The organism is Marinomonas hwangdonensis, from assembly GCF_003721245.1.
GTDB classification, from domain to species: domain Bacteria; phylum Pseudomonadota; class Gammaproteobacteria; order Pseudomonadales; family Marinomonadaceae; genus Marinomonas; species Marinomonas hwangdonensis.
On the sequence record NZ_RIZG01000008.1, the window covers coordinates 66,487 to 90,601 of the forward strand.

The following is a 24,115-nucleotide window of genomic DNA, read 5'->3' on the forward strand; positions in this document are numbered from 1 at the left end:
GAATGCACGCCAATTTCTATCCTGAAAATGTGTTGATAAGTGCGGCCACTGACACCTTTTACAGGTGTTTTTAGCCAAAAGAGGGTTTGATTAGCACAGCATTGTGGCTAAATAACGTTGTTATCAACAGGTATTCATTCAAATATCGCTTTTAAAGTGTGAGTAAATAGTGTCTTCCAATAATCTTAAGCACATACGCAATTTTAGTATTATCGCCCACATTGACCACGGTAAATCGACGCTAGCGGACCGTTTCATCCAAACTTGTGAAGGCTTGAGTGAGCGTGAAATGTCAGCTCAAGTTCTTGACTCGATGGACATCGAACGTGAGCGAGGGATCACCATCAAGGCGCAAAGCGTTACCCTTGATTATCATGCGCTGGATGGGCAAACCTACCAATTAAATTTCATTGACACGCCTGGACACGTGGATTTTTCCTATGAAGTGTCGCGCTCCTTGGCCGCCTGTGAAGGTGCTTTGCTGGTCGTGGACGCCGCTCAAGGGGTGGAAGCGCAATCAGTAGCAAATTGTTACACGGCTATCGAGCAGGGCCTCGAAGTAATGCCAGTGTTAAACAAAATTGACTTGCCACAGGCTGAGCCTGAGCGAGTCAGCGCTGAAATCGAAGAGATTATTGGTATTGACGCAATGAATGCGGTGACCTGTTCCGCTAAGACCGGTGTGGGCATCAGTGAGGTTCTTGAGCGTTTGGTCGCGACGATTCCACCACCAGAGGGTGATGTGGATGCGCCACTTCAGGCTTTGATTATCGACTCTTGGTTTGATAATTACCTTGGTGTGGTGTCATTGGTTCGTATCAAACAAGGCACCTTGAAAAAGAAAGATAAAATTTTCATCAAATCAACCAAACAAACTCACCCCGTTGATATGGCTGGTATTTTTACGCCAAAACGTAAAGAAACCGGCATCTTACGGGCGGGTGAAGTAGGTTATGTTGTGGCGGGTATAAAAGACATCCATGGCGCACCAGTAGGTGACACCATTACTCACGCCTCTACCCCTAATGTCCCTCAGTTAGCCGGTTTTAAAAAAGTAAAACCGCAAGTGTATGCTGGTGTATTCCCAGTTAGCTCAGATGACTTCGAAGATTTCCGCGTTGCACTTGATAAATTAACATTGAATGATGCCTCTTTGTTCTTTGAACCAGAAAGTTCGGATGCATTAGGTTTTGGTTTCCGCTGTGGCTTTTTGGGTATGCTGCACATGGAGATCATTCAAGAACGTTTAGAACGCGAATACGATCTAGACTTAATCACGACTGCGCCAACGGTAGTGTATGAAGTCGAATTAAATAATGGTGATGTGATCAACGTTGACAGTCCGTCAAAAATGCCTGATCCCGGTACGATTAAAGAAATGCGCGAGCCAATCGTAGAAGCCAATATTTTGGTGCCGCAAGAATATCTGGGTAACGTGATTACTTTGTGTGTGGAAAAACGTGGTATTCAGAAAGACATGCTTTATGTTGGTCGCCAAGTGCAGTTGCGTTATGAGCTGCCAATGAACGAAGTGGTCATGGATTTCTTTGATAAACTCAAATCTTGTAGTCGCGGTTTTGCGTCACTTGATTACAGCTTCTCTCACTTTAGCCCCGCTCCTTTATGCCGATTAGATATCTTGATCAATGGCGAGCGAGTCGATGCTTTGGCGCTGATTATGCACAAGGATAACGTACAGTATAAAGGTCGTGCTTTGTGTGAAAAAATGAAAGATTTGATTCCTCGTCAGATGTTTGATGTGGCGATTCAAGGTGCGGTGGGTGCAAAAATCATTTCACGTACGACAGTAAAAGCGCTACGTAAAAACGTGATTGCTAAATGTTACGGTGGTGATGTGAGCCGTAAGAAGAAATTGCTGCAGAAGCAGAAAGAAGGTAAGAAACGCATGAAGCAGGTAGGTAATGTAGAGGTGCCTCAGTCTGCCTTTTTGGCCGTTCTTCAGCTTGACAGCTAGTGTCAGATAATCAACCGGTGCGCTTTATCTGGCGCACCTTGATGGAGAAAAAGAAATGGGTTTTGATTTCGAACTGATTCTGGCAATGGCCTTTTTGGTCACTGGAGCGTTTTGGGTATACGATCGCATTGTATACTTGCCTAAACGTAAAGTGGTACTGGCCAGTATGGCAGCGGAAGCGCGCAGCGCGTTGGACAAAGATGCACAACAGAGGTTAGCACAAACACCTAAATTAGTAGTAGAGGTAAAATCGTATTTTATCATTATTGCGGTGATTTTTGGGTTACGGTCTTTTGTTGTCGAGCCATTCCAAATCCCCTCTGGCTCTATGTTGCCGACGTTAAAAATCGGCGATTTTATATTAGTTAACAAGTTTGAGTATGGGTTGCGTTTGCCGGTGTTAAACACGACGATAATACCAACAACCCAGCCAGAAGTCGGGGATGTGGTGGTGTTTAAATATCCACGAGATCCAAGTTTGAACTATATTAAACGCTTGATTGGTTTGCCGGGTGACAGAATCAGTTATCGCGATAAAGTTTTGACGGTCAATGGAGAGGTTGTTCCGAAAGCCTTTTTGGCTCGGCTTCCCGTTTCGTTGAACCCAAATAAAGAACCCGTTGAATTATATCGTGAGACCTTAGGGGGTCTTGCTTATGAGACATACAACAGCTACCGGTTTACGCCAAACGAGAACGACTGGGTTGTCCCTGAAGGGCATTACTTTGTTATGGGAGACAACCGTGACAACAGTGCAGACAGCCGATCTTGGGGTTTCGTCCCTGAGGGCAATTTAAAAGGCCGTGCGTTTTATGTCTGGCTGCACTGGGATGAATTTCTCAGTATTCCGAGCTTTAAGAATAACGGTTTGATTGAATAAGTATTTTTGGAGAAATTTTGAGTTCACAGTATCAGAAATTGTGTCGGCGAATCGGCTATTTTTTTGCCGACCTAGGATTGCTTGAACTGGCGCTTACGCACCGTAGTTTTGGTGGCAAAAACAATGAACGTCTTGAGTTTTTGGGCGATTCCATTTTGAACTATGTCATAGCGGAAGATCTTTTTCACCGCTTCCCAAAAGCCAAAGAGGGTGAGTTAAGCCGTTTACGTGCCTCGTTAGTAAAGGGTGACACTTTAGCAGAGCTTGCCAGAGAATTTCAGCTTGGAGACTATCTGAAGTTGGGGGCTGGCGAACTGAAAAGTGGCGGGTTTCGACGCGACTCCATTTTAGCTGACACAGTAGAAGGGATCATCGGAGGCATTTATCTGGATGCCGGAATGGAAGTCTGTCGAGAGCATATTCTGGCATGGTACAAGGAGCGCCTTGACGCAACGTCGTTAAAAATAGTCACCAAAGATGCAAAAACTCGACTTCAAGAGTATCTACAAGCTCGCAAACACGCTTTACCTCAATATGATGTGGTAAACATCGTGGGGGAACCGCACGATCAAACGTTTTTTGTTCACTGTCAAATCGAGCTTTGCGATCATTCGATCGAAGGTAAAGGAAATAGTCGCCGTATTGCAGAACAAAATGCCGCCGCAAAAGCACTAAAACAATTGGAAAAGAAAGATGTCTGAGGTTGAAATTACGCATTGTGGTTATATTGCTATCGTGGGGCGCCCAAATGTGGGCAAGTCAACGCTGCTCAACCATATATTAGGACAAAAGCTATCAATCACCTCACGCAAGCCGCAAACGACTCGTGATCAAATTCTTGGAGTGAAAACAGAGGGGCATTTTCAGGCCATTTATGTTGACACCCCAGGATTACACATTGGCGAAGCGAAAGCCATCAATCGGATTATGAACAAAACCGCTGCCGCCGCTTTGAAAGATGTGGATGTGGTGCTGTTTGTGATTGATGCAGATCGCTGGACAGAAGAAGACGAGTCTGTTTTACAAAAAGTGAAACACGCGCGCTGCCCTGTTATTCTTGTGGTTAACAAAGTTGATCAGTTAGATCAGAAAGAAGATTTGCTTCCTCGTCTAGCTAACCTATCTGATCGCATGAATTTTGCACAGATTGTGCCTATTTCCGCGCTGCGTAATAATAATCTAGATCGACTGGAGCGTCTGGTTCAAGGGTATTTACCTGAGGGGACGCCGTTTTATCCTGAAGATCAGATTACGAACCGTAGTTCGCGTTTTTTGGCCGCTGAAATAGTGCGTGAGAAAATCACACGTCAGCTTGGTCAAGAAGTCCCTTATGAAGTGGCTGTACAAATAGAGGAATTCGTCTACGAAGAATCTGCTATTCACATCAGTGCTTTAATTTTGGTGGAAAGAAATGGCCAGAAGCGCATTATCATAGGTGAGCGCGGAGATAAGATTAAGCTGATTGGTAAGGAAGCCCGCATTGATATGGAGAACTTATTTCAGCATAAGGTAATGTTAAATTTGTGGATTAAAGTACGTTCTGGTTGGTCAGACGATGAACGTGCCTTAGCCAGTTTGGGTTATTCAGAAGAATAATTAAAATGCGCGTCTCTGCGTATGTTATTCACACTCGTCCTTTCCAAGACAGTAAAATACTGCTTGATTTGTTAACGTTTGAGCAGGGATTGATTCGAGGCGTTTGGCGACTGCCTAAAAAAGAGGCTCGGGTCATACCTGGGTCTTTTTTGTGTTATGAGGTTGAATGCTCTGGTCGCGGTGATCTAAAAACTGTGAAAAGTCTTGAATCGGTTCAGTCGTCTTTAGTACTGGAAGGTTTGCCCCTCTATGCTGTTCTGTATGCCCACGAGCTATTGGAAAAGTTATTACCGACAAACTTACCCTTGCCGGATATTTTTACGCTTTATCAGTGGCTTATCCAAAGCTTGTGTTCAGGTGTCGCGATAGCTCCCTTATTGAGACGATTTGAAGTGGGATTGTTCTCAGAATTAGGTATGGGCATCAATATGGTGTCCACTGGCCGGGGTGAGCGAGTGAAACCTAACCAGCTTTATCAGTTTCATCATAAGTTCGGTTTACGCCCTTACCATGGAGAGACACCCAAGCAACGGCCTATTCTATTCGTGGATGGCGCGGTGGCATTAGGTTACCACGCGGGTCAATGGACTGATAAGCAGGTGTTAAGCCTTGCTAAAGAGTTGCACAGAAATTGGCTCGACAGTTTACTGAGTGGTAAGCCAATCGTATCTAGAGGTTTGCTTCCTAAGCAGCCTTTTCAAGGGGAGCGGCATCTTGGGGTGCCGATATTTCGTGCCTTGTGATTGAAAGATGCTAAATGATGTAAAGGTGAATGCTTGATTATTGGTATTGGTACAGATTTGGTAGAAATTGAACGCATTGCTCAGTCAATCGACCGACTTGGAGAGCGTTTTATTGATCGCATACTGACAGCAGAGGAGAAAGCACGCTGGGCCAGCATCGGTCATCATCAAGTGGCGAATGCATTTGTTGCGAAGCGTTTTGCCGCCAAGGAAGCCGCAGTGAAAGCGTTAGGAACAGGTATTGGGGCGGGCGTGAGTTTTCAGCATTTCAGTGTGAGTAATCTGCCAACAGGGCAACCTTTCCTTTTGGTGGATGACAGCATTACAGCGCGTTTTGCTTTCCCTGTTTCTTGGCACTTAAGTTTAACGGACGAAAAAGCCTACGCTCAAGCTTTCGTGGTACTCGAATCTAAGGGCTGAGGCCAAGGGATCAGTTTTCTGTGATTCAGCAGATCTTCAATAGTGTCAATAAAATCATCGACGACGCCGTCGACTTCTTCTAACCCGAGCTCTTTCAAGTGGGTTTCTAGAAAACCCGCATGGCGAGAAATAGCGAGCGTGCCAGTGTATTTTGATGCCCCATGAATTCTGTGTACGACTTCAATCAGCTTTTGTGTGTTTTGATGTTCAAGATGATGTCGAATGAGTTTTATTTCAGCCTCGAGTGAATCGGCCAACATATCAAACATTTCTTTCGCAATCGACACTTTCCCATCAACAATACTAAGTGCTTTATCTAGGTCAAAAATGTGCAATAGTTTGGCATCAACCTGTTCTTGGAAGCTATCGGTATTCGCCCGCCATGTTTCTATGGTACTGAACAAGAGCGCTTCATCTATAGGTTTCGTTAAGTAGGCATTCATGCCGCTGGCGAGAATTTGCTGTTGTTCTGATCCTAAGGCATGCGCTGTCAAAGCGATGATAGGCGTGTTTTTAAGTGGCTCTAGTTGTCGCAATTGTCGAGTGGTTTCCATACCATCCATTTCTGGCATTTGGATGTCCATGAAAATAATATCAAAATGCTCTTCCAGTGCCATTTTAATGGCTTGTGAGCCACTGTAAGCCAAGGATACTTTAACGCCAGCAGGCGTGAGCCAGTGGTCAAGAAGCTGCAAGTTAATGGGGGAGTCATCCACAGCCAGTACCTTAATGCCCTTGATGTTTTCTTTGTTGAGGTCTTTATCGATATGCGTTTGTATTGTTGCTGCAGAGCCATCATGGGGGTGATCAAGTTGATTGAGTGTCTTGTACAGGCGTTCTTGGCTAATGGGTTTTAATAAAAAATCAGCGCATAAGTGCTTTAGGTCTGAATAGTGTGCTATTTGTCCAGGGGGTTGGATCATTAGAATACAAGGAATATCAAATTGCTGTTTGCAATAGCTAATCAGTTCTTGGCATTCTTTTTTGCCCTTTTCCCCCGGGCACACATTGAGCAAGATTGCGTCAATATGTTCATGCTGCCTATGTAATGTTGAAATCAACTGTTCTAGATCGGTGCACGCTGTGCATTGGGCGCCAATGCTGTCCAGATAACGCGTTAAATAGTACTTATATGCCGGACTGGGCTCCAAGATAACCACATGGCGCTGTAACGCGGGTTTTTGTGTCGGCGGATTAGGTGACACTTGCAGAACCAGGCTAAAACGAAAAGTAGAACCAGTTCCTGGCGCGCTACTCACTTCGATATGACCATTCATTTGTTCAACCAGTTTTTTGGTGATGACAAGTCCTAGACCGGTACCACCAAATTGACGGGTTGTACTGGTGTCCACCTGAGAAAAAGGCTTGAATAAACGGTGTATTTTGTCTTCAGCAATGCCAATACCTGTGTCGATAACTTGGAAGGATAGGGTGATGTTTTGATTCGCCTGAGAGGTCATGGAGACTTTAGTGCGTACTGAGCCTTGATGGGTAAACTTAATGGCATTACCAACCAAGTTGGTTAGGATTTGACGAATTCGTGTACTGTCGCCGATTAACCACTCTGGGACATCTGAGTTAAAATCAGGCACTAGATCAATTTGTTTTTCTTTAGTCAATAAGTGAATGCTTAAGGTCTGATAGACGTCATCGACGATGGTCTTGAGGTTAAAATGATTGTTTTCTAGATTAAGTTTACCTGCCTCAATTTTTGAAAAGTCTAAAATGTCACCAATAATTGCTAACAGGCTGTTTGTGGATTGTTCAATAGTGTCCACGTAGAGACGATGCTGAGGGTCTTTTATGTCTTTTTGTAGAGTTTTTGTGTAGCCCAAAATAGCATTTAATGGTGTTCTAACCTCGTGGCTAATGTTTGCGAGAAACTGAGACTTCAAACGGCTTGATTCCATGGCTTCACGATTTGCGATATGAAGCTGAGCACTTTTTTCTTCCATGCTGTCCATACTGCGGCGAATATCTTCAGTGGCTTGCTCAATACCAGCCATTAATTCTTCATTATGATGTTCAAGTCTTTCAGTAATATCCAAAATATCCTTTTGCAGTGCTGCATACTCTGGCGGAAGCTTCATCAGTTTGACGGAAGAGAACTGGCCTTTAACGAGCTTATGCAAAGCGGTATTGAGGCGCACAATAGGTTGTGTAATGAATTTCGATGCATGGAACGCGACAAAAAACGCCAAGATATTGAAGCATATCAAGAGAAAAATCACCAAACTGGTGTACTGGTATTGTGCTACTTGCAAAGAGGATTTATCGGCCTCAACCTTAACCCAACCGATAAGATTACGTTGGCTGTTGGGGGTGAACAAATCTGTTTGTGCATCAAAATTGCCATCAAGTGTGTTGTTTGAATAGTAAATGGCACTAATGGATTCTAAATGAGTATCGTATTCTTTTGTTGTTTGTTGCTTGGGAAAGGCGGAGCGTGTCTGTTGAGGTGATTTACCCAACTCAGCGAGCAGATTTTGCTCGCTGTTAAAGAGTTGAATGCTGCTGATATCTTGATTGTTAAGCGCATTTTGTAAAATTCGATGCATCATATTCTGGTCAGAAAAAACGACGGCGTATTCGCTGGTAGTAGCAACCTGCTGTGTCACATGGATAACTCGGGTGTGTAAATTATGGTTTAGGTCGACAAATCGCGTAGCCAAAAGAAAGAGGCTCGAGATAACCGATAAAATCAATGCGGGGGTAAAGAGTGCCCAAAAAAGCTTGTTGTTTAAGCTGAGTCTTGGCAAATTTAGAGAGGCAAATTTCATAGTATTGGTTGCAGACTGGATAACGGGTCGGTTGATTGTATAGCACTCGATACAGTAACAAGAGATCCAGTAACAAGAGATCCAGTAAAAGGTGTTTTGTCGTACATTACGTTTGTTTTCATCGCGATCACATGTTTGCCGTTGTTCGTAGAGTTTTAGTGGTATCTAAGCGTATTAGCGCCAAGCATGCTTAGGTATTTTGTCATGGGGACTTGTTACATGGTCGGTGTTATTTTTGCCCTCATTTGAGATAATGCGTCATATTGGAAGCGCGAAAATGCGTAATGCAAATATAGTATTACGCTAAAATGTGAAATCAACACTAAGTTTATAACGCTTTTATATTGTACTGTTTGTCGTCTGTGCTTTCTAATACACAAAAATAGAGAGCAATAATCAACTGGGCAAACATGGTATTTTTCACGAAAAGTGTGTCTCGTATTGGGGTGTAAACATTTAGTTTCATTCCCTCTGTCATCAATGTCAATGAAGTTTTTTATATGATTCAGTATCCGAGTATCGAGTCCTTGATTGGGCAAACCCCCTTGGTTCGCTTACAGCGCATCAACCCAAATCCGAGTAACACTGTGTTGTTAAAGTTAGAGGGACAAAACCCTGCGGGGTCGGTGAAAGATCGTCCCGCGTTGAACATGATACTTCAGGCTGAGTTGCGTGGAGACATCAAGCCTGGTGATAGTTTAATTGAGGCAACCAGTGGCAATACTGGTATAGCGCTTGCTATGGCGGCGGCCATCAAAGGCTATAAAATGCACTTGATTATGCCAGATAATATGAGCCAAGAACGTAAATCTGCTATGGCGGCATACGGCGCTATTCTACACTTGGTGACAAAAGCCGAGGGTATGGAACGGGCTCGAGATCTTGCTCAAGAGATGCAGGAGCAAGGCATAGGTATTGTGCTGAATCAGTTTGCTAATCCTGATAATCCCAATGCACATTATATTTCCACTGGCCCAGAGATTTGGCAGCAAACTCAGGGTACGGTGACGCACTTTATTAGTTCAATGGGAACAACGGGCACCATTATGGGGGTGTCTAAGTACCTTAAAGAACAGAATGCCGCAGTACAAATTATCGGCCTGCAACCCCAAGATGGTGCCAGTATTCCAGGCATTCGTCGTTGGCCAGAAGCCTACTTACCCTCTATTTTTGACGCTGCTCGAGTTGATAAGGTCATGGACGTTTCTCAAGAAATGGCTGAAGTAACCATGCGACGTCTGGCAAAAGAAGAAGGGATTTTTTGTGGTGTTTCATCGGGTGGCTCAGTTGCCACAGCTTTGGCTTTGTCGGAACAGTTGTCCAATGCGGTGATTGTAGCGATTGTTTGTGATCGTGGTGATCGATATTTGTCGACAGGGGTTTTTGACTAAGTCGTTGGTCAAAGTTTGCTTTCGCGTGCAGTTTAGTTCGCGGATGCGATAGAATGGCGACGAGAAAATTCAGTACTCAGGAAAAAGAGAGCTTCCTTTGCGAAAAAGAACCCCCCCGCGTCGAATTGCCAAACCACAGCCACTTGGTCCAGTTATGACCTATGCAGTAGATGGTTTGACCCATGAAGCAAAAGGCGTAGCCCGTCTGCAGGGTAAAGTCACCTTTATAGAAGGGGCTTTACCTGGTGAAACGGTGACGGCGCAAGTGACTAAAGCCGGTCGTCGATTCGATGAGGCGGTATTAAAAGATATCCTCGAACCTAGCCCAGATCGAATGGATCCTGCTTGCTCACATTTCCATCAGTGCGGCGGCTGTAGCTTTCAACATTTAACGAACGAAAAACAATTGGCCGCAAAGGCCGATTGGCTACAAGGGCAATTACGCCACCTTATCACGACACAAGACCTTGAATTATTGTCGGATGTTTCTATAGGCTATCGCCGTCGTGCACGTCTCTCAATCCATCGTAAAAATGGGAAAACCGTATTAGGTTATCGTGGTAAAGCTTCAAACGATATTGTCTCTATCGAACGCTGTATTGTGTTGACCGAGCGTTTACAAAAGGTCTTTGCGTCTTTAAAAAGTGCTCTACTCGAGGATGAATTGGCGGTCATCTTGGGGCACATTGAGTTGCTAGAAGACACAAAAGGGGTTTCTGTTGTATTCAGATTAACGTCTCCCTTAGTCAATGAGCTGAAAAAACAGTGGGATAATTGGGCGCAAGCACAAGATGTGAGTGTCTATTGGCAAGCACCAAAATCCAGCAAAGCAGACGTGACGCTTGACTCAATGCGCTATTATGACCTGAAAGATAGAGACCTAGGGGAGATAAGGTTGATATATCACCCCCAAGACTTTACTCAAGTCAATGCGACTATGAATCAAAAAATGGTGACTCAAGCCATGGACTGGTTAAATTTGAATGACCAAGATGTCGTCCTGGATTTGTTTTGTGGCGTAGGCAATTTTTCCTTGCCGCTGGCACAGCGAGCACGAACGGTGATTGGCGTTGAGTTACAAGAGAGTATGGTGGACCACGCTCGAAAGAATGCCCAACTGAATCATATGGACAATGTGTCCTTTATTGCGGCAGACTTAACAAAATCATTTCAAAATGAACTTTCTAACGAGCAGGTAACCAAAGTACTGTTAGATCCTCCAAGAGCAGGCGCTTTTGAGTTTCTAGACAGCATTATTAAAATCGGACCTATACAAATATTGTATGTTTCTTGCAACGCTTCTACTTTAGCAAGGGATGCAGAGTACCTAGTCGCAAAAGGATATCGTGTATTGAGAGTGAGTTTGATGGATATGTTTCCTCAGACCTCTCATGTTGAAACCATGATGCTATTGCAAAAAAAGAAGTAAATTGAAGGGCAGATAAATGGTAACGGTAAGAAAAGATCACCCTGTTTTGGACGATGGCACTGTCGATATTGACGCTTGGATGGGGCAGTTTTCCCATCTGATGGATGAGAGCGCACGGGTTCCCTTACGCATGGCTTGCGAGTTGGCGCGTCAGGCTGACTTACAGAGTGCTCGTCCATCCTACTGGGGCGCTCAAACTAATACCTTCCGCGCAGGGCTGGAAATGGTTGAAATTCTGTCCGGTTTTCGTGCCGATCAGGATTCTCTTGTTGCTGCTGCTTTATATCGCGCCGTACGTGAAGATCAACTACCGCTTTCCCGTGTCACAGACATGTTTGGTCGAAAAGTGTCTTCTATCATAGAAGGGGTTATTCGCATGGGAGAAGTATCCAAAAACTTGTCCGCGGATACGGCCTCTGAAGTATTAGGTCGCAGCGATAATCAGCTTGAGTCGTTGCGCAAAATGCTGGTGTCTATTATTGATGATGTCCGTGTAGTCCTGATCAAACTCGCCGAGCGTGCCTGTGCTATAAAAGAAGCCAAACATCAAAGCGAAGAGCGTCGTGTGGCGGTTGCCTTAGAAGTGCAAAGTGTCTATGCACCGTTAGCGCATCGTTTAGGTATTGGCCATATTAAATGGGAACTTGAAGACCTGTCTTTTCGATACTTATACCCCTTCGATTATAAAAGAATTGCGTCATGGCTTGATGAAAAGCGCCTAGACAGACAACAGTTTATTGATGACGTTATTCAGCTTCTAGATCAGCGTTTAAAAGGCATTAATATTCACGCAGATTTAATGGGCCGCGCTAAGCACATATACAGTATTTGGCGCAAAATGAAGCGTAAAAATATCGATTTTGACGAAGTGTATGACGTTAGAGCGGTAAGGATTTTAGTTGATGAGACCATGGAGTGTTACGGCGTTCTTGGGGTCGTACATAATTTATGGCGTCCTATCCCGCAAGAATTTGATGATTATATCAGTAACCCGAAATCGAACGGCTACCAATCTCTTCACACGGCGGTCATTGGTCCACAGGGTCGTGCTCTAGAAATCCAAATCCGTACTCACAAAATGCATGAAGATGCGGAGCTGGGGGTGTGTGCCCATTGGAAATATAAAGGAACCGATTTAAGTTCTAATAGCTCAAGCTATGAAGAGAAGTTGCAGTGGTTAAGAACCATATTGGATTTCCATGAAGTGCAAGGCGACCTAGAGTCATTGTCTGAACAAGTGCGCAGTGACATAGAGCAAGATCGTATTTATGTCTTTACGCCGGAAGGACATGTTGTTGATCTACCCGTCAATGCAACCCCTGTTGATTTTGCTTATCGAGTACACACTGAGATTGGCCATAGATGCCGTGGCGCTAAGGTCAATGGCAAAATTATTTCCCTCGTGACGCATTTAAAAACCGGTGACAAGGTTGAAATTCTGACAACGAAAGAAGGCGGACCAAGTCGAGACTGGTTGCACCCAACTTTGGGTTACGTTCAAACCAACCGAGCCCGTGCTAAGATCCAGAACTGGTTTAGAAAAGAAGACAGAGATAAAAACTTAGACGCGGGCAAACATCTATTAGATAAGCAACTAAGACGCCTCGGCTTTGAAGACAATCGCATCGATCTGCAAACCATATCGTCGCGCTTTAACTTCTCCAACGCGGATGAAGTGTATGTTGCTCTGGGCGCAGGTGACATACAGCTATCAAGGGTGTTACGAGTCATAGATGATACTTATAGCCTAAATGGTGAAACGACCCCCGCACGGCCCATCCGCTTAAAGAAAAGTCGTCATCGTTCTTCAGATAATGACATTCACATTTTGGGTGTAGGGAAACTGCTGACCCAAATGGCCAAATGTTGTACCCCCATACCCGGTGACGGTATTGTCGGTTTTATTACTCAGGGACGTGGTGTTTCTGTGCATCGACAAGACTGCATTAACGTGGTGCAGCTTGGTTTGGATGAACCGGAGCGTATTGTTGACGTTAGCTGGGGTGAGGAGCTGGATAATCAATATCCTGTCAATATCCAAGTAGAAGCGTACGATCGCACAGGATTGCTCAATGATATAACCGGGTTGCTGGCTAATGAGAAGGTCAATTTGCTATCCATGAATACCTTGTCGACAAAAGAAAGTCACACCGCCATTATTCGATTTACCATCGAGGTGGGTGAGTTGAGTGTATTGAGCAAGTTGTTACATCGCATCAATCAGCTGCCCAATGTGCTTAATGTATTTAGAGAGAAAGACTTTTGAGCCCTTCTATGTCACAACTGCTTTATCTTATGTCGTGTCTAAGAGACGAAATAAATGGCTGTGCTTGGGATAAAAAACAGACCTATAAAAGCATCGCGCCTCACACCTTGGAAGAAGCATATGAAGTGATTGACGCGATTGAGCGTGAAGACTTTGAACACTTAAAAGAAGAGTTAGGTGATTTGCTTTTCCAAGTGGTGTTTTACGCTCAAATGGCAGAGGAAGAGCAGCGCTTTTCTTTTTATGATGTGGCAGCGGGCTTGGTGGAGAAAATGCTGCGCCGTCATCCTCATGTGTTTCCTAACGGTGATTTGGCACGATTTGGTGAACCTTCCTTGTTGACTGAGCAGCAGATTGCTGAACAGTGGCAAAAAATCAAAGCCGAAGAAAAAGGCGTGCCTGATGCTCATGTGTTATCCAGTGTGCCTGTTTCTATGCCCGCGCTGATGCAAGCGGTCAAAATCCAACAGAAAGTTGCTAAAGTTGGATTTGATTGGCCTGATGTTGGTCTTGTCTTCGATAAAATTAGAGAAGAGCTGGATGAGCTAGAGGAAGCGCTTAAAGAACAAAATCCATCTCATGTTGAAGAAGAAATGGGTGATGTTTTGTTTGCGGTGACCAACTTAGCCCGACACTTAAAAGTGTCACCCGATATTGCATTAAATAAGACAAATATAAAATTTCGACGTCGTTTTGGTCGAGTGGAAGAATTGGTAGCTGCTGATCAAAAGTCGCTCTCAGAATGTTCCTTAGAGGCGTTGGATCGTCACTGGGATCAAGCAAAGCGTGAAGGTCTATAAATCTGTATGATGAATAAAAAGATGTCTCTTTAACCGATGTCGTTGGTAATTTTAGGAGGGTGAAGTGAGTGATCGTCAAGCGTCATTGCGTGAAAATGTCAGGTTGCTAGGGGATTGTCTCGGCGAAAGCATGAGCAATCATTTGGGTGAAGGTTTTTTAGAAAAAGTCGAAAATATCCGCTTACTCTCTAAAGATGGACGCCAATCAGGTGACTCAGCGGCCCTTATTCAAGCGCTGGAAGCCTTGGAAGATAAAGAAATTGTGCCTGTTGCCAGGGCATTTAATCAGTTCCTGAATTTGTCTAATATTGCTGAGCAATATCATAGAGTACACCGCCGCCGTACTAATGAAAGTTTGGGGGTTTATCACAATCCTGTTGGTGACTTACTGACACGCCTTTCCAAGCAAAATTTCACAGCAGAGCAGATGATTGCCTCATTGCAATCTCAATCCATTGAGCTTGTACTGACAGCCCATCCCACGGAAGTGGTTCGCCGTTCATTAATCCGTAAATACGACAATATTTCGAGTGAGTTAGAGGCATTAGACAAAGACAATATTTTGCCCCTCGAAGAAACCAAACACATTCGACGTTTAAAAGAAATCATCACGCAAGCTTGGCATACGGATGAAATTCGTGAAGAAAGACCCACTCCTGTGGATGAAGCCAAGTGGGGTTTTGCCGTAATTGAGCAGTCCCTATGGCAAGCTGTGCCACGTTTTTTCCGTCAGTTGGATGAGCAATTTAGTGAGTTTTCAGCACAAGATCGTTTGCCGTTAGATTTGGCGCCAATTCGCTTTGCCACCTGGATGGGGGGAGATAGAGACGGTAACCCGAATGTGACTCATAAGGTGACGAAAGAAGTAACCTTGTTGGCCCGTTGGATGGCAGCCGATTTGTACATTAAAGACTTAAACGTACTACGCTCAGAGTTTTCTATGACGCAATGCAATGCAGCGTTGCGTGAGCGTGTCGGTGACAGTGCTCAGCCGTATCGAGAGGTATTACGCCACCTAGAAAACAAGATGCAGGCGACCAAGAATTGGGCAAAAGCCTGCCTTGATGGCAAGCCGACAGCAGATCAAGACATCTTTCTTGATATTCAAGAATTAACCGACGATTTAATTTTGTGTTATCAGTCCTTACTAGATTGTGGCATGAAGGTGATTGCGAACGGGTCTTTGCTGGACTTGATTCGTTGTGCGGCGACTTTTGGTGCCACCTTGGTGCGTTTGGATGTTCGTCAAGACGCCTCGCGTCATATAGATGCCTTGTCTGCTATCACACGCTTTTACGGTTTGGGCGATTACGCGGAATGGGATGAGGCTTCACGACAGGCATTTTTGTTGACAGAGTTAAACTCTAAGCGACCCCTTTTACCCATGGAGTGGACGCCAACCGCAGAAGTAAGAGAGGTGCTCGATACCTTTAGCATGATTGCCAAAGGCCAGCAAAATTCGTTTGGTTCTTATGTCATCTCCATGGCCAGCGCACCGTCTGACGTGTTGGCGGTTGCCCTGATGTTAAAAGAGTCAGGTGTGAGCTTTCCGATGCGAATCGTGCCGTTATTTGAAACCCTTGCGGATCTAGATAATGCTGAGCCAATCGTTGAGCAGCTGTTTTCCATTCCTTGGTATAAGGCCTATATCAATGGCCGCCAAGAAGTCATGATAGGTTATTCGGATTCAGCCAAGGATGCGGGGCAAATTGCTGCAACTTGGGGACAGTATCGTGCGCAGGAGGCTTTAACTCGCCTGTGTAAAAAGCACGGTATTCATTTAACGCTGTTTCATGGTCGTGGCGGCACCGTAGGTCGTGGCGGCGGTCCAGCTCATGTGGCGATCCTTTCACAGCCTCCTGGCTCTGTGAATGGCGCAATCCGTGTTACTGAGCAGGGCGAAATGATTCGCTTTAAGTTTGGTATTCCTGATATCGCAGTACGTTCTTTGGAGCTTTATTGCTCTGCCGTGATGGAAGCGTCATTGATTCCCGCGGAGCCACCAAAAGAAGAGTGGCGTGCCATTATGGATGAAATGGCTGAAGTAGGGATGAACCAATACCGATCCATCATTCGTGGACATGAAGATTTTGTTCCTTATTTTAGGGCGACTACACCGGAACAAGAGTTAGCCAAATTGCCGCTAGGGTCTCGTCCTGCACGTCGTCGTTCCGATGGTGGTGTGGAGAGTTTACGAGCAATACCTTGGATTTTTGCTTGGATGCAGATACGCCTTATGTTGCCTGCTTGGTTGGGTGCCGAGAGTGCTTTACAGCAAGGTGTGGAGTCGGGGAATCTAGAAAAATTGAGGGAAATGCATAAAAAATGGCCCTTTTTTGGTGCTTATTTAGACATGCTTGACATGGTGTTGGCTAAAGCAGAACCTGAAATCGCGGAATACTACGAAAAACGCTTGGTTAGCGAAGAGTTGCAAGGGTTAGGTCGTTTGTTGCGAGGTAAGCTTAAGCAGGTAAGTGAGTTGGTAAAAATGCTCAAGAAGCAAGAAAGACTGATTGAAGATAATAAAACCATTCGCCAGTCTATTGATGTAAGAAATCCCTACATAGACCCATTGCATTATCTTCAAGCGGAGCTTTTGTATCGCAGTCGCAAAGACGAAGACAACGCAGAAGTGAACAAAGCCTTGATGATTACCATGGCTGGCATTGCCAGTGGTATGCAAAATACGGGCTAATTCGGTCATACGGTTAAGAAATGCTCAGTATGAGCAAGAAAACAGTAAAAAAAGACGGTGAAGTTTGCATATTCAAGCGCTGCTTGGGTATGCTTATCGGCCATTCAATTTTTTAGTATGCAGGTGGTTTGTTTTTCCGCATCGTTTTGCGATTTTTGCAACAGCGATGCAGTGTTGTGTCAAACCCTTTTGCAAATCATTTAACGCTGTCTTTTGGAGTTTTATATGCGAGTCATATTATTAGGTGCGCCTGGCGCTGGTAAAGGTACTCAGGCCCAGTTCATTACGGAAGAATTTGGAATCCCTCAGATCTCAACAGGTGACATGTTGCGCGCTGCCGTTAAAGCAGGCAGTGAATTAGGCCTAAAAGCGAAAGCTGTGATGGATGCCGGTCAACTAGTGTCTGACGATATTATTATTGGTCTAGTGAAAGAGCGTTTAACAGAGGATGATTGCCAAAACGGCGCTTTGTTTGATGGTTTTCCTCGTACTATTCCTCAGGCGGATGCTCTCAAGGAAGCCGGAGTACAGATTGATTATGTTGTTGAAATAGACGTAGCCGATGAAGAGATCGTACAGCGTATGAGTGGTCGTCGTGTCCATGAAGCGTCAGGTCGTACTTATCACCTTGTTTATAATCCGCCTAAAGTGGCAGGCAAAGACGATGAAACGGGCGAAGAACTGATTCAGCGCGCCGATGACACAGAAGAAACAGTGCGATTACGTTTAAACGTTTATCATGAGCAGACTGCGCCCTTGATTGGTTACTACCAAGACTGGTTAAAAACGGACAGTTCAAGCGCTCCTAAGTTTGTTAAAGTAAACGGGGTGGGCGATCTTAATGAAATCAAGCAAAGCCTATTGGCGTCGTTAAAGGCTTAATGATTCAATGGCAACCATCTTAGCTTTAGATACTTCAACGCAAGCCTGTTCCGTTGCGTTGAACATTGATGGCGTTGTGTTAGAAGATTTTCGCATGGCGCCGCGACTACATAATGATCTAATTTTGCCTATGGTAGATCAGATTCTTCATCAAGCTGGTTTAACGTTATCTAATTTAGACGCCATCGCGTTTGGGCGTGGGCCGGGTTCTTTTACTGGCCTTCGCATAAGCGCAGGTGTTGTACAGGGGTTGGCTTTTGGGTCTGATTTACCTGTAATACCTGTTTCTACTTTGGCGGCCTTATCGTTAGAAGGGTTTCAAAAAACTGGTCAATCTGACTGGTTGGCGGCACTAGACGCACGAATGGGAGAAATCTATTTGGGCGGTTATCGAATCAGTAAGGTTGATGGTCAATACGACGTTACCTTACTGATCGATGAGTGCGTTGCTAAGCCTGCGGCGTTGTCTAGCTTTTCGTCTCAGTTTAATGGTGTTGGCTCTGGTTGGTGTTATGCCGATATTTTAAGCGCTCTCTTGCCAGACTCTCCTGCTCATGTTTTGACTGACTTGTCACCACGTGCTGCTTGCATTGCTGAGTTAGCCCTGTTGCATTACCAGAAAGGTGAAGTGGTGTCCTCTTATGACGCTATTCCAACCTACCTAAGAGATGAAATCACTTGGGAAAAACAAGCGCCTCGAATAGGAAAACGTTAACGGATGTTGTGGTATCAAATTGTCTTCTTGGCGGTCATTCAGGGATTGACTGAGTTTCTACCTATTTCAAGCTCTGCTCATTTAATTCTTCCCGCTCAGCTGCTTGATTGGCAAGATCAGGGATTGGCGTTTGATGTTGCCGTGCATGTCGGTACGTTAACCGCGATTGTGGGTTACTTCAGAAAAGACATAGCTCAAATCATCGTTGCTTGGTGTGTTTCCATTAAAGATCGACGCTCAACACCAGACAGCCGCCTAGCTTGGTGGATAGTGATTGCTACGATTCCGGCTTGTGTTGCAGGTTTGTTGCTGGGTGGCTTCATTGAAACGCATTTGCGCTCGTTAGAGGTGATTGCTTACACCACCATAGGATTTGGTGTCTTGCTGTGGTTGTCGGATTTATATGGGAAAACCACAAAAACGGAGCAGGACTTTGGTTGGAAGAGTGTGCTGTGTATCGGTTTTGCTCAGGCGCTCGCTTTGATACCTGGAACGTCTCGCTCTGGTATTACCATGACGGCCGCTCGGTTTCTTGGTTTTACCCGTGAAAGCGCGGCGCGATTTTCTTTTCTTTTATCTATTCCCTTAATTCTCGCAGCTGGGGGATTGAAGACGGTAGAGTTAGTATCATCCAATGTATTGGTTGATTGGACGAGCATAGTCATGGGTGTGGTACTGTCGGCTATCAGTGCTTATCTTTGTATTTATTTGTTTCTGAAATGGCTCAATAAAATCGGTTTCTTCCCATTTTTTGTTTACCGATTAATGTTAGGTGGCGTACTTTTGCTGATCGTTTATCTTTAGTTTTTCCTAAAAAACGGGAACAACGGATGCGAAGCAGGCTAATTATATTGGTTAGTTAGGAGAAGATTTTTTTGCTCGATCTTATTGCGGTAGCCACGGCGGATAAAAGTTTAGAGTTGGCGTCTCGGCGGCTAGCCGACTCGTTAGATTTGTCTTTTACCTTCCTAACTTCCCCTATTAAACGGGTTTCAAACTACGACTACCTCATAGTAAACAGTTTAGATGGACTCGCCATTGCGAAAACGGGAAAAGGCGCCCCGAATCCAGTCTACGTTGACTTTACTTCGGGGGCTGTTGATCATCGAAGACGGTTTGGCGGCGGTAAAGGGCAGGATATTGCAAAAGCCGTCGGTTTAAACAAACGTGCAAGTCTGTCCGTATTGGATGCTACCGCAGGGTTAGGCAGGGATGCCTTTGTTCTAGCGTGTTTAGGTTGTTCAGTATCCCTTTGTGAGCGTGTTGGCTTTGTTAGGGCGATGTTAAAAGATGGTTTGTATCGTGCTTCTTTGCACCATGAGGTCGCTGAGATTGTTGCGAATATGTCGTTACTTGATACTGATATCACAGGAATCGAAGACAAGAGTGTGTTTGATGTGGTGTATTTAGACCCTATGTACCCACACACCGACAAATCGTCTGCGGCGGCGAAAAAAGAAATGGCGTTTTTTAGGGATTTAATTGGTAAGGATTCGGACGCTGACACGCTTTTGCCTGCAGCTATGGCGCTAGCAAAGTATAGGGTCGTCGTAAAACGTCCAAAAGGAGCAGAATACCTAAACGCTACCCCTCCGACATACCAATTAGAAGGTAAATCCGGGCGTTTTGATATTTATGTGGTTAAATCGCTGGATGTTTAACGCGTTTTTAGTTCTACGACATTAATAATGGGGTGGTCTTTCTCCATCGTGATTGGGTTGCTGCTGTCGATGAGATTCTAGTTGTTTTCCTAAGAGAATGAGTTTTTCTTTCATCAATAGCATATCTTTTTGTTGATTTATGAGGACTTGGTTTAAGCTATCAATGGTGTCTTCTTGAAACTGTAACTTAAATTCTAATTCGTCAATGCGTTGGTTGATTTGTGAGGTGTTCATAGATACCTTCAGTGTGTTAACCTTAAAGTGCTAAGCTTATATTATAATAGCCATTTAAAAAGCATGTTTGGTGCGCAATTTGCACCCTTGGAAAGGAAGTATCTTACTATGATCTTTCTTTGCTTCACACGGCGATTTCAAAAAAGTTTAGTAAAGTTTTTGTGTACTTACTTTCGTGTCCACCTTGTGTTTATTGCCTAAAATAAACACGGTTTAATAACAATATTTAATTTGATAAGAGATATGTATTTATGAATGATCATCAGGATAATGTTTCACGCAATAAAGGGGCTTCTGTTGGTTCTGGGTTATTTTCGCTGCGCACACTTATAGTGAGTTTTATTATTGCTTTGGTTGCCCCATTGCTGATTGCTGGAGTGCTTCAACAGGATGTAGGGCAACATTACCTTGTCTATTTTGGCTTTATTCTTGTGGCTGTTTACTTAGGAGCCATGGTAAGTCAGAGTGTGCCTGCTACCCAATCCACATCACATGATGATGAAGACGATTCTGAAGACGATGAAGATGATGACCGCGAACAGGGTACAGTAAAATGGTTTAACTCTTCCAAAGGCTTTGGCTTTCTAACCATGGAAAATGGCGACGATGTATTTGTTCATTATCGAGCCATTCGTGGCCGTGGTCGTCGCTTTTTGGTGGAAGGTCAGCTGGTTCGTTTTTATGTCACTGAAGGCGAAAAAGGCAAGCAAGCTGAGAATGTCTCTATCATTCGCGGTTAATTATCCTATTTTTATAAAGAGGTTTTTATGGCAACGGTTACATTAAAAGGTACTCCTTTCGAAACAGCAGGCTCCTTGCCAGCAGTGGGTTCTGCAGCACCGGACTTTGAACTTGTTAAAACAGATTTATCCGTGACCAAGTTAGCAGATTACAAAGGGACAAAATTAGTACTGAACATTTTTCCTTCAATTGATACGCCAACTTGTGCTACATCGGTTCGTAAATTTAACGAGTCAGCGTCTTCATTAAAGGGTGTAAACGTGCTTTGTGTTTCAGCAGACTTACCTTTTGCAGCGGCACGTTTTTGTGGTGCAGAGGGGATTGATAGCGTTGATACGGGGTCAAGTTTCCGTTCTACTTTTGGTCAAGACTACGGCCTTGTTTTCACAACAGGTCCATTGGTTGGACTACTGTCTCGTGCCGTTGTTGTGCTTAATGAGGATGGTCAAGTTGTTTACACAGAGCAGGTTGCTGAAACAGCAGATGAGCCAAATTATGATGCTGCCTTGGCTGCGTTGGCTTAAAAATGACCTGATTGACTAAGGCAAGATGAATACTTTCTTAGCCTAAAAAAGCCCCTTCTCATATATATTTGAGAAGGGGCTTTTTTATTTAAGCGGGTTACCACGACAAGTGGTTAGTCAGTCTTTTTGCACTGGGATAGTATTTGTTGTGCGTTCGACACTATTGTCTTTATTTAAATAGACTAATTTAGGTTTGAACTGTTCGGCTTCTGCCTCGTTCATTTGTCCATAGGCGGCAATGATGACTCTATCGCCAACTTGTACCTTTCTGGCTGCCGCGCCGTTCATCGAAATAGTGCCAGAACCCGATTCCGCTAAGATAACGTAGGTATGAAAGCGTTCGCCATTATCTACGTTATAAATATCGATTTGTTCGAACTCTCTGAAACCTGCAAGCTCGACAAGATCTTTGTCGATTGCGCATGAGCCGTCATACCAAAGTTCTGCTTGGGTAACGCTGGCCATATGAAGTTTGCCTTTCAGCAGTGTGATTTGCATATATATTCTCTTAAATTAAATAAAGCGTGTGCCTGTTAGCTTTTAAAGGTACTAGTTCCAGATAAATGGACCTTCTTCATGATCGTTAATACGCCACCATAGATCAGGATCTTCTTCGGTACTCTCGTCCCAGCTTTGAGCATTACAGCGTACTTCGCACTGCAGGAATTGAAATGCCTCTTGTGCACAAGCACAATCATTTTCCCAAGGGGTCTGATCAGAGTCAAACCAAACAGACGTAAAACGTTTGCCTGCGGCTTGCTCTAGAATGGTTATTTCAAATTCATGTGTACCTGTGCTGGCGGTCACTTTCGTGCAAAGGCTCGATGGCTGATGTTGTTTGATGACTGTAAATACGCTACTTATCCAACGAACAATGGTCGTTGTTGGACAGGACAAAACATATATTTCGATGTCAGGTTGCATAGTTTAATCCTTTTTTTTCAACATATTATAAATTCTGAATACGCTCATAGACAGATAGCCTATGAACGTCCACAAAGCACCGCATCCCGCCAAAATAAGTCCGAACAGGGCCATGATTTCTTGGGCCAGTGACTCTTGCACAACTTGCTCGGCAACCATCAATATGAGTACGCCAAAAACAAATAAAAGACCACCTTGGATGATTTTAATCAGCGCCAGTTTGGGGTTATTGCCAAGTTTCATGGCAAGTTTGTGAATGGTACGTCTCATATGGTCAGGGATTATCTCTTGTCAACGAACAAATTGGTTAAAGTACGCGCATAAATCGCTGAAAGCTGATTTAAACTTTCAGCATCGACACACTCATTGACTTGGTGGATAGTGGCATTAATGGGGCCTAGTTCAACCACTTGTGTGCCCATTTTGGCGATAAAACGACCATCGGATGTGCCACCAGAAGTAGATAGCTCAGGCGTTATGTTGACTGTGCTCTGAACCGCCTCAATCATGGCATCCACTAATTCCCCAGGGCGGGTTAAAAAGGGTAAACCGTTGTAAGTCCACTCAATATCGTAGCGTAGTTTGTGTTTGTCCAAAATCTCTAAGACGCGCACTTTAAGGGCGTCAAAATCCAGTTCAGATGAGAAGCGGAAATTAAACTGCGCATTTAATTTTCCGGGCACCACATTGGTGGCGCCTGTACCAGAATGGATGTTGGAAACTTGAAAGCTAGTTGGCGGAAAAAAGTCATTACCGTCATCCCAATGAGCATTAGCCATCTCGGCAAGGGCCGGTGCCGCCAAGTGAATAGGGTTTTCTGCTAGGTGTGGATAAGCGACATGGCCTTGTTTGCCGTATACGGTTAAATCGCCACTAAACGAGCCGCGACGGCCGTTTTTGATAATGTCACCTAATGTTTTGGTACTCGAAGGTTCACCAACAATGCACCAGTCAATGGTCTCATTTCGTGCCATTAGAGCGTCAACAACACGTGTCGTGCCATCTACAAATGGCCCTTCTTCATCACTGGTGATAAGAAAAGATATTTGACCAGGGTGATCAGGATGCGCCGTTACAAAGGTTTCAACCGCCGTGATCATGGCGGCAAGGCTGCCTTTCATGTCTGCTGCGCCGCGTCCATAAAGCATGCCGTCAATGATCTCAGGTGAAAAAGGTGGGACGTGCCACTCTTGTTCTGGTCCGGTTGGAACGACGTCAGTATGGCCAGCAAAACAAAGATTGGGTCCGGTTGTGCCACGTTTTGCATAGAAATTTTTCACGTCGCCAAAAGGCATATACTCAATGTCAAAATCGAGTGCTTTTAATCGCTCTATCATAAGATCTTGGCATCCTGCGTCTTCTGGTGTGACGGACGGGCGTGAAATAAGATCCATTGCAAGTTTAAGTGTAGGTGACAAGTCAGACATTCTTTACCTTTGAGTTGGTTTTCGCTACCTTA

Annotated in this window: 23 protein-coding genes; 17 read left to right on the forward strand and 6 right to left on the reverse strand. The window is 44.5% G+C overall.

Going from position 1 to position 24,115, the window contains the following annotated elements:
• Positions 1–169 precede the first annotated feature (169 nt).
• From lepA to acpS, 6 genes are read left to right on the forward strand one after another with little or no spacing between them, the layout of a single operon-like run.
• Positions 170–1,975, forward strand: coding sequence for a translation elongation factor 4 (gene lepA / locus EBI00_RS12885; RefSeq protein WP_123096352.1), 1,806 nt, complete (start codon positions 170–172; stop codon positions 1,973–1,975).
• 55 nt (positions 1,976–2,030) lie between these two features.
• Positions 2,031–2,855 (forward strand): signal peptidase I, encoded by an 825-nt coding sequence (gene lepB / locus EBI00_RS12890; protein ID WP_123096353.1) that lies wholly within the window; start codon positions 2,031–2,033, stop codon positions 2,853–2,855.
• 17 nt (positions 2,856–2,872) lie between these two features.
• Positions 2,873–3,556 (forward strand): ribonuclease III, encoded by a 684-nt coding sequence (gene rnc, locus EBI00_RS12895; protein ID WP_123096354.1) that lies wholly within the window; start codon positions 2,873–2,875, stop codon positions 3,554–3,556.
• A complete protein-coding gene (gene era, locus EBI00_RS12900) occupies positions 3,549–4,451 on the forward strand; it encodes a GTPase Era (RefSeq protein ID WP_123096355.1) in 903 nt (300 codons plus the stop codon). The genes rnc and era overlap by 8 nt, the downstream gene beginning before the upstream one ends.
• A 5-nt stretch (positions 4,452–4,456) precedes the next feature.
• On the forward strand, positions 4,457–5,194 hold the full coding sequence (gene recO / locus EBI00_RS12905; protein WP_123096356.1) for a DNA repair protein RecO: 738 nt from the start codon (positions 4,457–4,459) through the stop codon (positions 5,192–5,194).
• Between the two features lie 33 nt (positions 5,195–5,227).
• A complete protein-coding gene (gene acpS / locus EBI00_RS12910; RefSeq protein WP_123096357.1) occupies positions 5,228–5,614 on the forward strand; it encodes a holo-ACP synthase in 387 nt (128 codons plus the stop codon).
• Here acpS and EBI00_RS12915 read toward each other — a convergent pair.
• Positions 5,581–8,232 (reverse strand): response regulator, encoded by a 2,652-nt coding sequence (locus EBI00_RS12915; protein ID WP_241557036.1) that lies wholly within the window; start codon positions 8,230–8,232, stop codon positions 5,581–5,583. The genes acpS and EBI00_RS12915 overlap by 34 nt on opposite strands.
• 662 nt (positions 8,233–8,894) lie before the next feature.
• Between EBI00_RS12915 and cysM the strand changes: the two genes are divergently transcribed.
• The 9 genes from cysM to EBI00_RS12960 all read left to right on the forward strand — a co-directional run bounded on the left by cysM (position 8,895) and on the right by EBI00_RS12960 (position 20,233).
• The gene (gene cysM / locus EBI00_RS12920; protein ID WP_123096359.1) at positions 8,895–9,785 is read left to right on the forward strand and encodes a cysteine synthase CysM; all 891 of its coding nucleotides are present in this window, start codon (positions 8,895–8,897) and stop codon (positions 9,783–9,785) included.
• A gap of 97 nt (positions 9,786–9,882) precedes the next feature.
• Positions 9,883–11,214, forward strand: coding sequence for a 23S rRNA (uracil(1939)-C(5))-methyltransferase RlmD (rlmD, locus tag EBI00_RS12925; protein ID WP_123096360.1), 1,332 nt, complete (start codon positions 9,883–9,885; stop codon positions 11,212–11,214).
• 16 nt (positions 11,215–11,230) lie between these two features.
• Positions 11,231–13,480: a GTP diphosphokinase gene (gene relA, locus EBI00_RS12930; RefSeq protein WP_123096361.1), complete on the forward strand. Its 2,250-nt coding sequence runs from the start codon at positions 11,231–11,233 to the stop codon at positions 13,478–13,480.
• Positions 13,481–13,488: 8 nt separating this feature from the next.
• The gene (mazG, locus tag EBI00_RS12935; RefSeq protein WP_123096362.1) at positions 13,489–14,280 is read left to right on the forward strand and encodes a nucleoside triphosphate pyrophosphohydrolase; all 792 of its coding nucleotides are present in this window, start codon (positions 13,489–13,491) and stop codon (positions 14,278–14,280) included.
• Between the two features lie 64 nt (positions 14,281–14,344).
• Positions 14,345–16,975: a phosphoenolpyruvate carboxylase gene (gene ppc / locus EBI00_RS12940; RefSeq protein ID WP_123096363.1), complete on the forward strand. Its 2,631-nt coding sequence runs from the start codon at positions 14,345–14,347 to the stop codon at positions 16,973–16,975.
• Between the two features lie 225 nt (positions 16,976–17,200).
• Complete coding sequence (gene adk, locus EBI00_RS12945) at positions 17,201–17,857, forward strand: adenylate kinase (RefSeq protein ID WP_123096364.1); 657 nt, start codon at positions 17,201–17,203, stop codon at positions 17,855–17,857.
• A 7-nt stretch (positions 17,858–17,864) separates the two neighbouring features.
• Positions 17,865–18,572, forward strand: a complete 708-nt coding sequence (tsaB, locus tag EBI00_RS12950; protein ID WP_123096365.1) for a tRNA (adenosine(37)-N6)-threonylcarbamoyltransferase complex dimerization subunit type 1 TsaB — start codon at positions 17,865–17,867, stop codon at positions 18,570–18,572.
• Positions 18,573–18,575: 3 nt separating this feature from the next.
• Positions 18,576–19,376 carry an undecaprenyl-diphosphate phosphatase gene (locus EBI00_RS12955; protein WP_123096366.1) on the forward strand — a complete coding sequence of 267 codons (801 nt, stop codon included), beginning with the start codon at positions 18,576–18,578 and terminating at the stop codon, positions 19,374–19,376.
• A gap of 71 nt (positions 19,377–19,447) precedes the next feature.
• Positions 19,448–20,233 (forward strand): class I SAM-dependent methyltransferase, encoded by a 786-nt coding sequence (locus EBI00_RS12960; RefSeq protein WP_123096367.1) that lies wholly within the window; start codon positions 19,448–19,450, stop codon positions 20,231–20,233.
• A gap of 21 nt (positions 20,234–20,254) precedes the next feature.
• Here EBI00_RS12960 and EBI00_RS12965 read toward each other — a convergent pair whose 3' ends face one another.
• Complete coding sequence (locus tag EBI00_RS12965; protein WP_123096368.1) at positions 20,255–20,467, reverse strand: SlyX family protein; 213 nt, start codon at positions 20,465–20,467, stop codon at positions 20,255–20,257.
• 251 nt (positions 20,468–20,718) lie between these two features.
• On the opposite strand from EBI00_RS12965, the gene EBI00_RS16255 reads away from it, so the two are divergent.
• Positions 20,719–21,207, forward strand: coding sequence for a cold-shock protein (locus EBI00_RS16255; RefSeq protein ID WP_277749218.1), 489 nt, complete (start codon positions 20,719–20,721; stop codon positions 21,205–21,207).
• Between the two features lie 27 nt (positions 21,208–21,234).
• The gene (gene tpx, locus EBI00_RS12975) at positions 21,235–21,732 is read left to right on the forward strand and encodes a thiol peroxidase (protein ID WP_123096369.1); all 498 of its coding nucleotides are present in this window, start codon (positions 21,235–21,237) and stop codon (positions 21,730–21,732) included.
• Between the two features lie 117 nt (positions 21,733–21,849).
• On the opposite strand, the gene panD is transcribed toward tpx, so the two are convergent.
• The 4 genes from panD to dapE are packed head-to-tail and all read right to left on the reverse strand — an operon-like array spanning position 21,850 to position 24,083.
• Positions 21,850–22,230, reverse strand: a complete 381-nt coding sequence (gene panD, locus EBI00_RS12980; RefSeq protein ID WP_123096370.1) for an aspartate 1-decarboxylase — start codon at positions 22,228–22,230, stop codon at positions 21,850–21,852.
• Between the two features lie 51 nt (positions 22,231–22,281).
• Positions 22,282–22,656, reverse strand: a complete 375-nt coding sequence (locus EBI00_RS12985; protein ID WP_123096371.1) for a hypothetical protein — start codon at positions 22,654–22,656, stop codon at positions 22,282–22,284.
• A 3-nt stretch (positions 22,657–22,659) separates the two neighbouring features.
• A complete protein-coding gene (locus EBI00_RS12990) occupies positions 22,660–22,926 on the reverse strand; it encodes a hypothetical protein (RefSeq protein ID WP_123096372.1) in 267 nt (88 codons plus the stop codon).
• Positions 22,927–22,937: 11 nt separating this feature from the next.
• Positions 22,938–24,083 carry a succinyl-diaminopimelate desuccinylase gene (dapE, locus tag EBI00_RS12995; protein WP_123096373.1) on the reverse strand — a complete coding sequence of 382 codons (1,146 nt, stop codon included), beginning with the start codon at positions 24,081–24,083 and terminating at the stop codon, positions 22,938–22,940.
• Positions 24,084–24,115 lie beyond the last annotated feature (32 nt).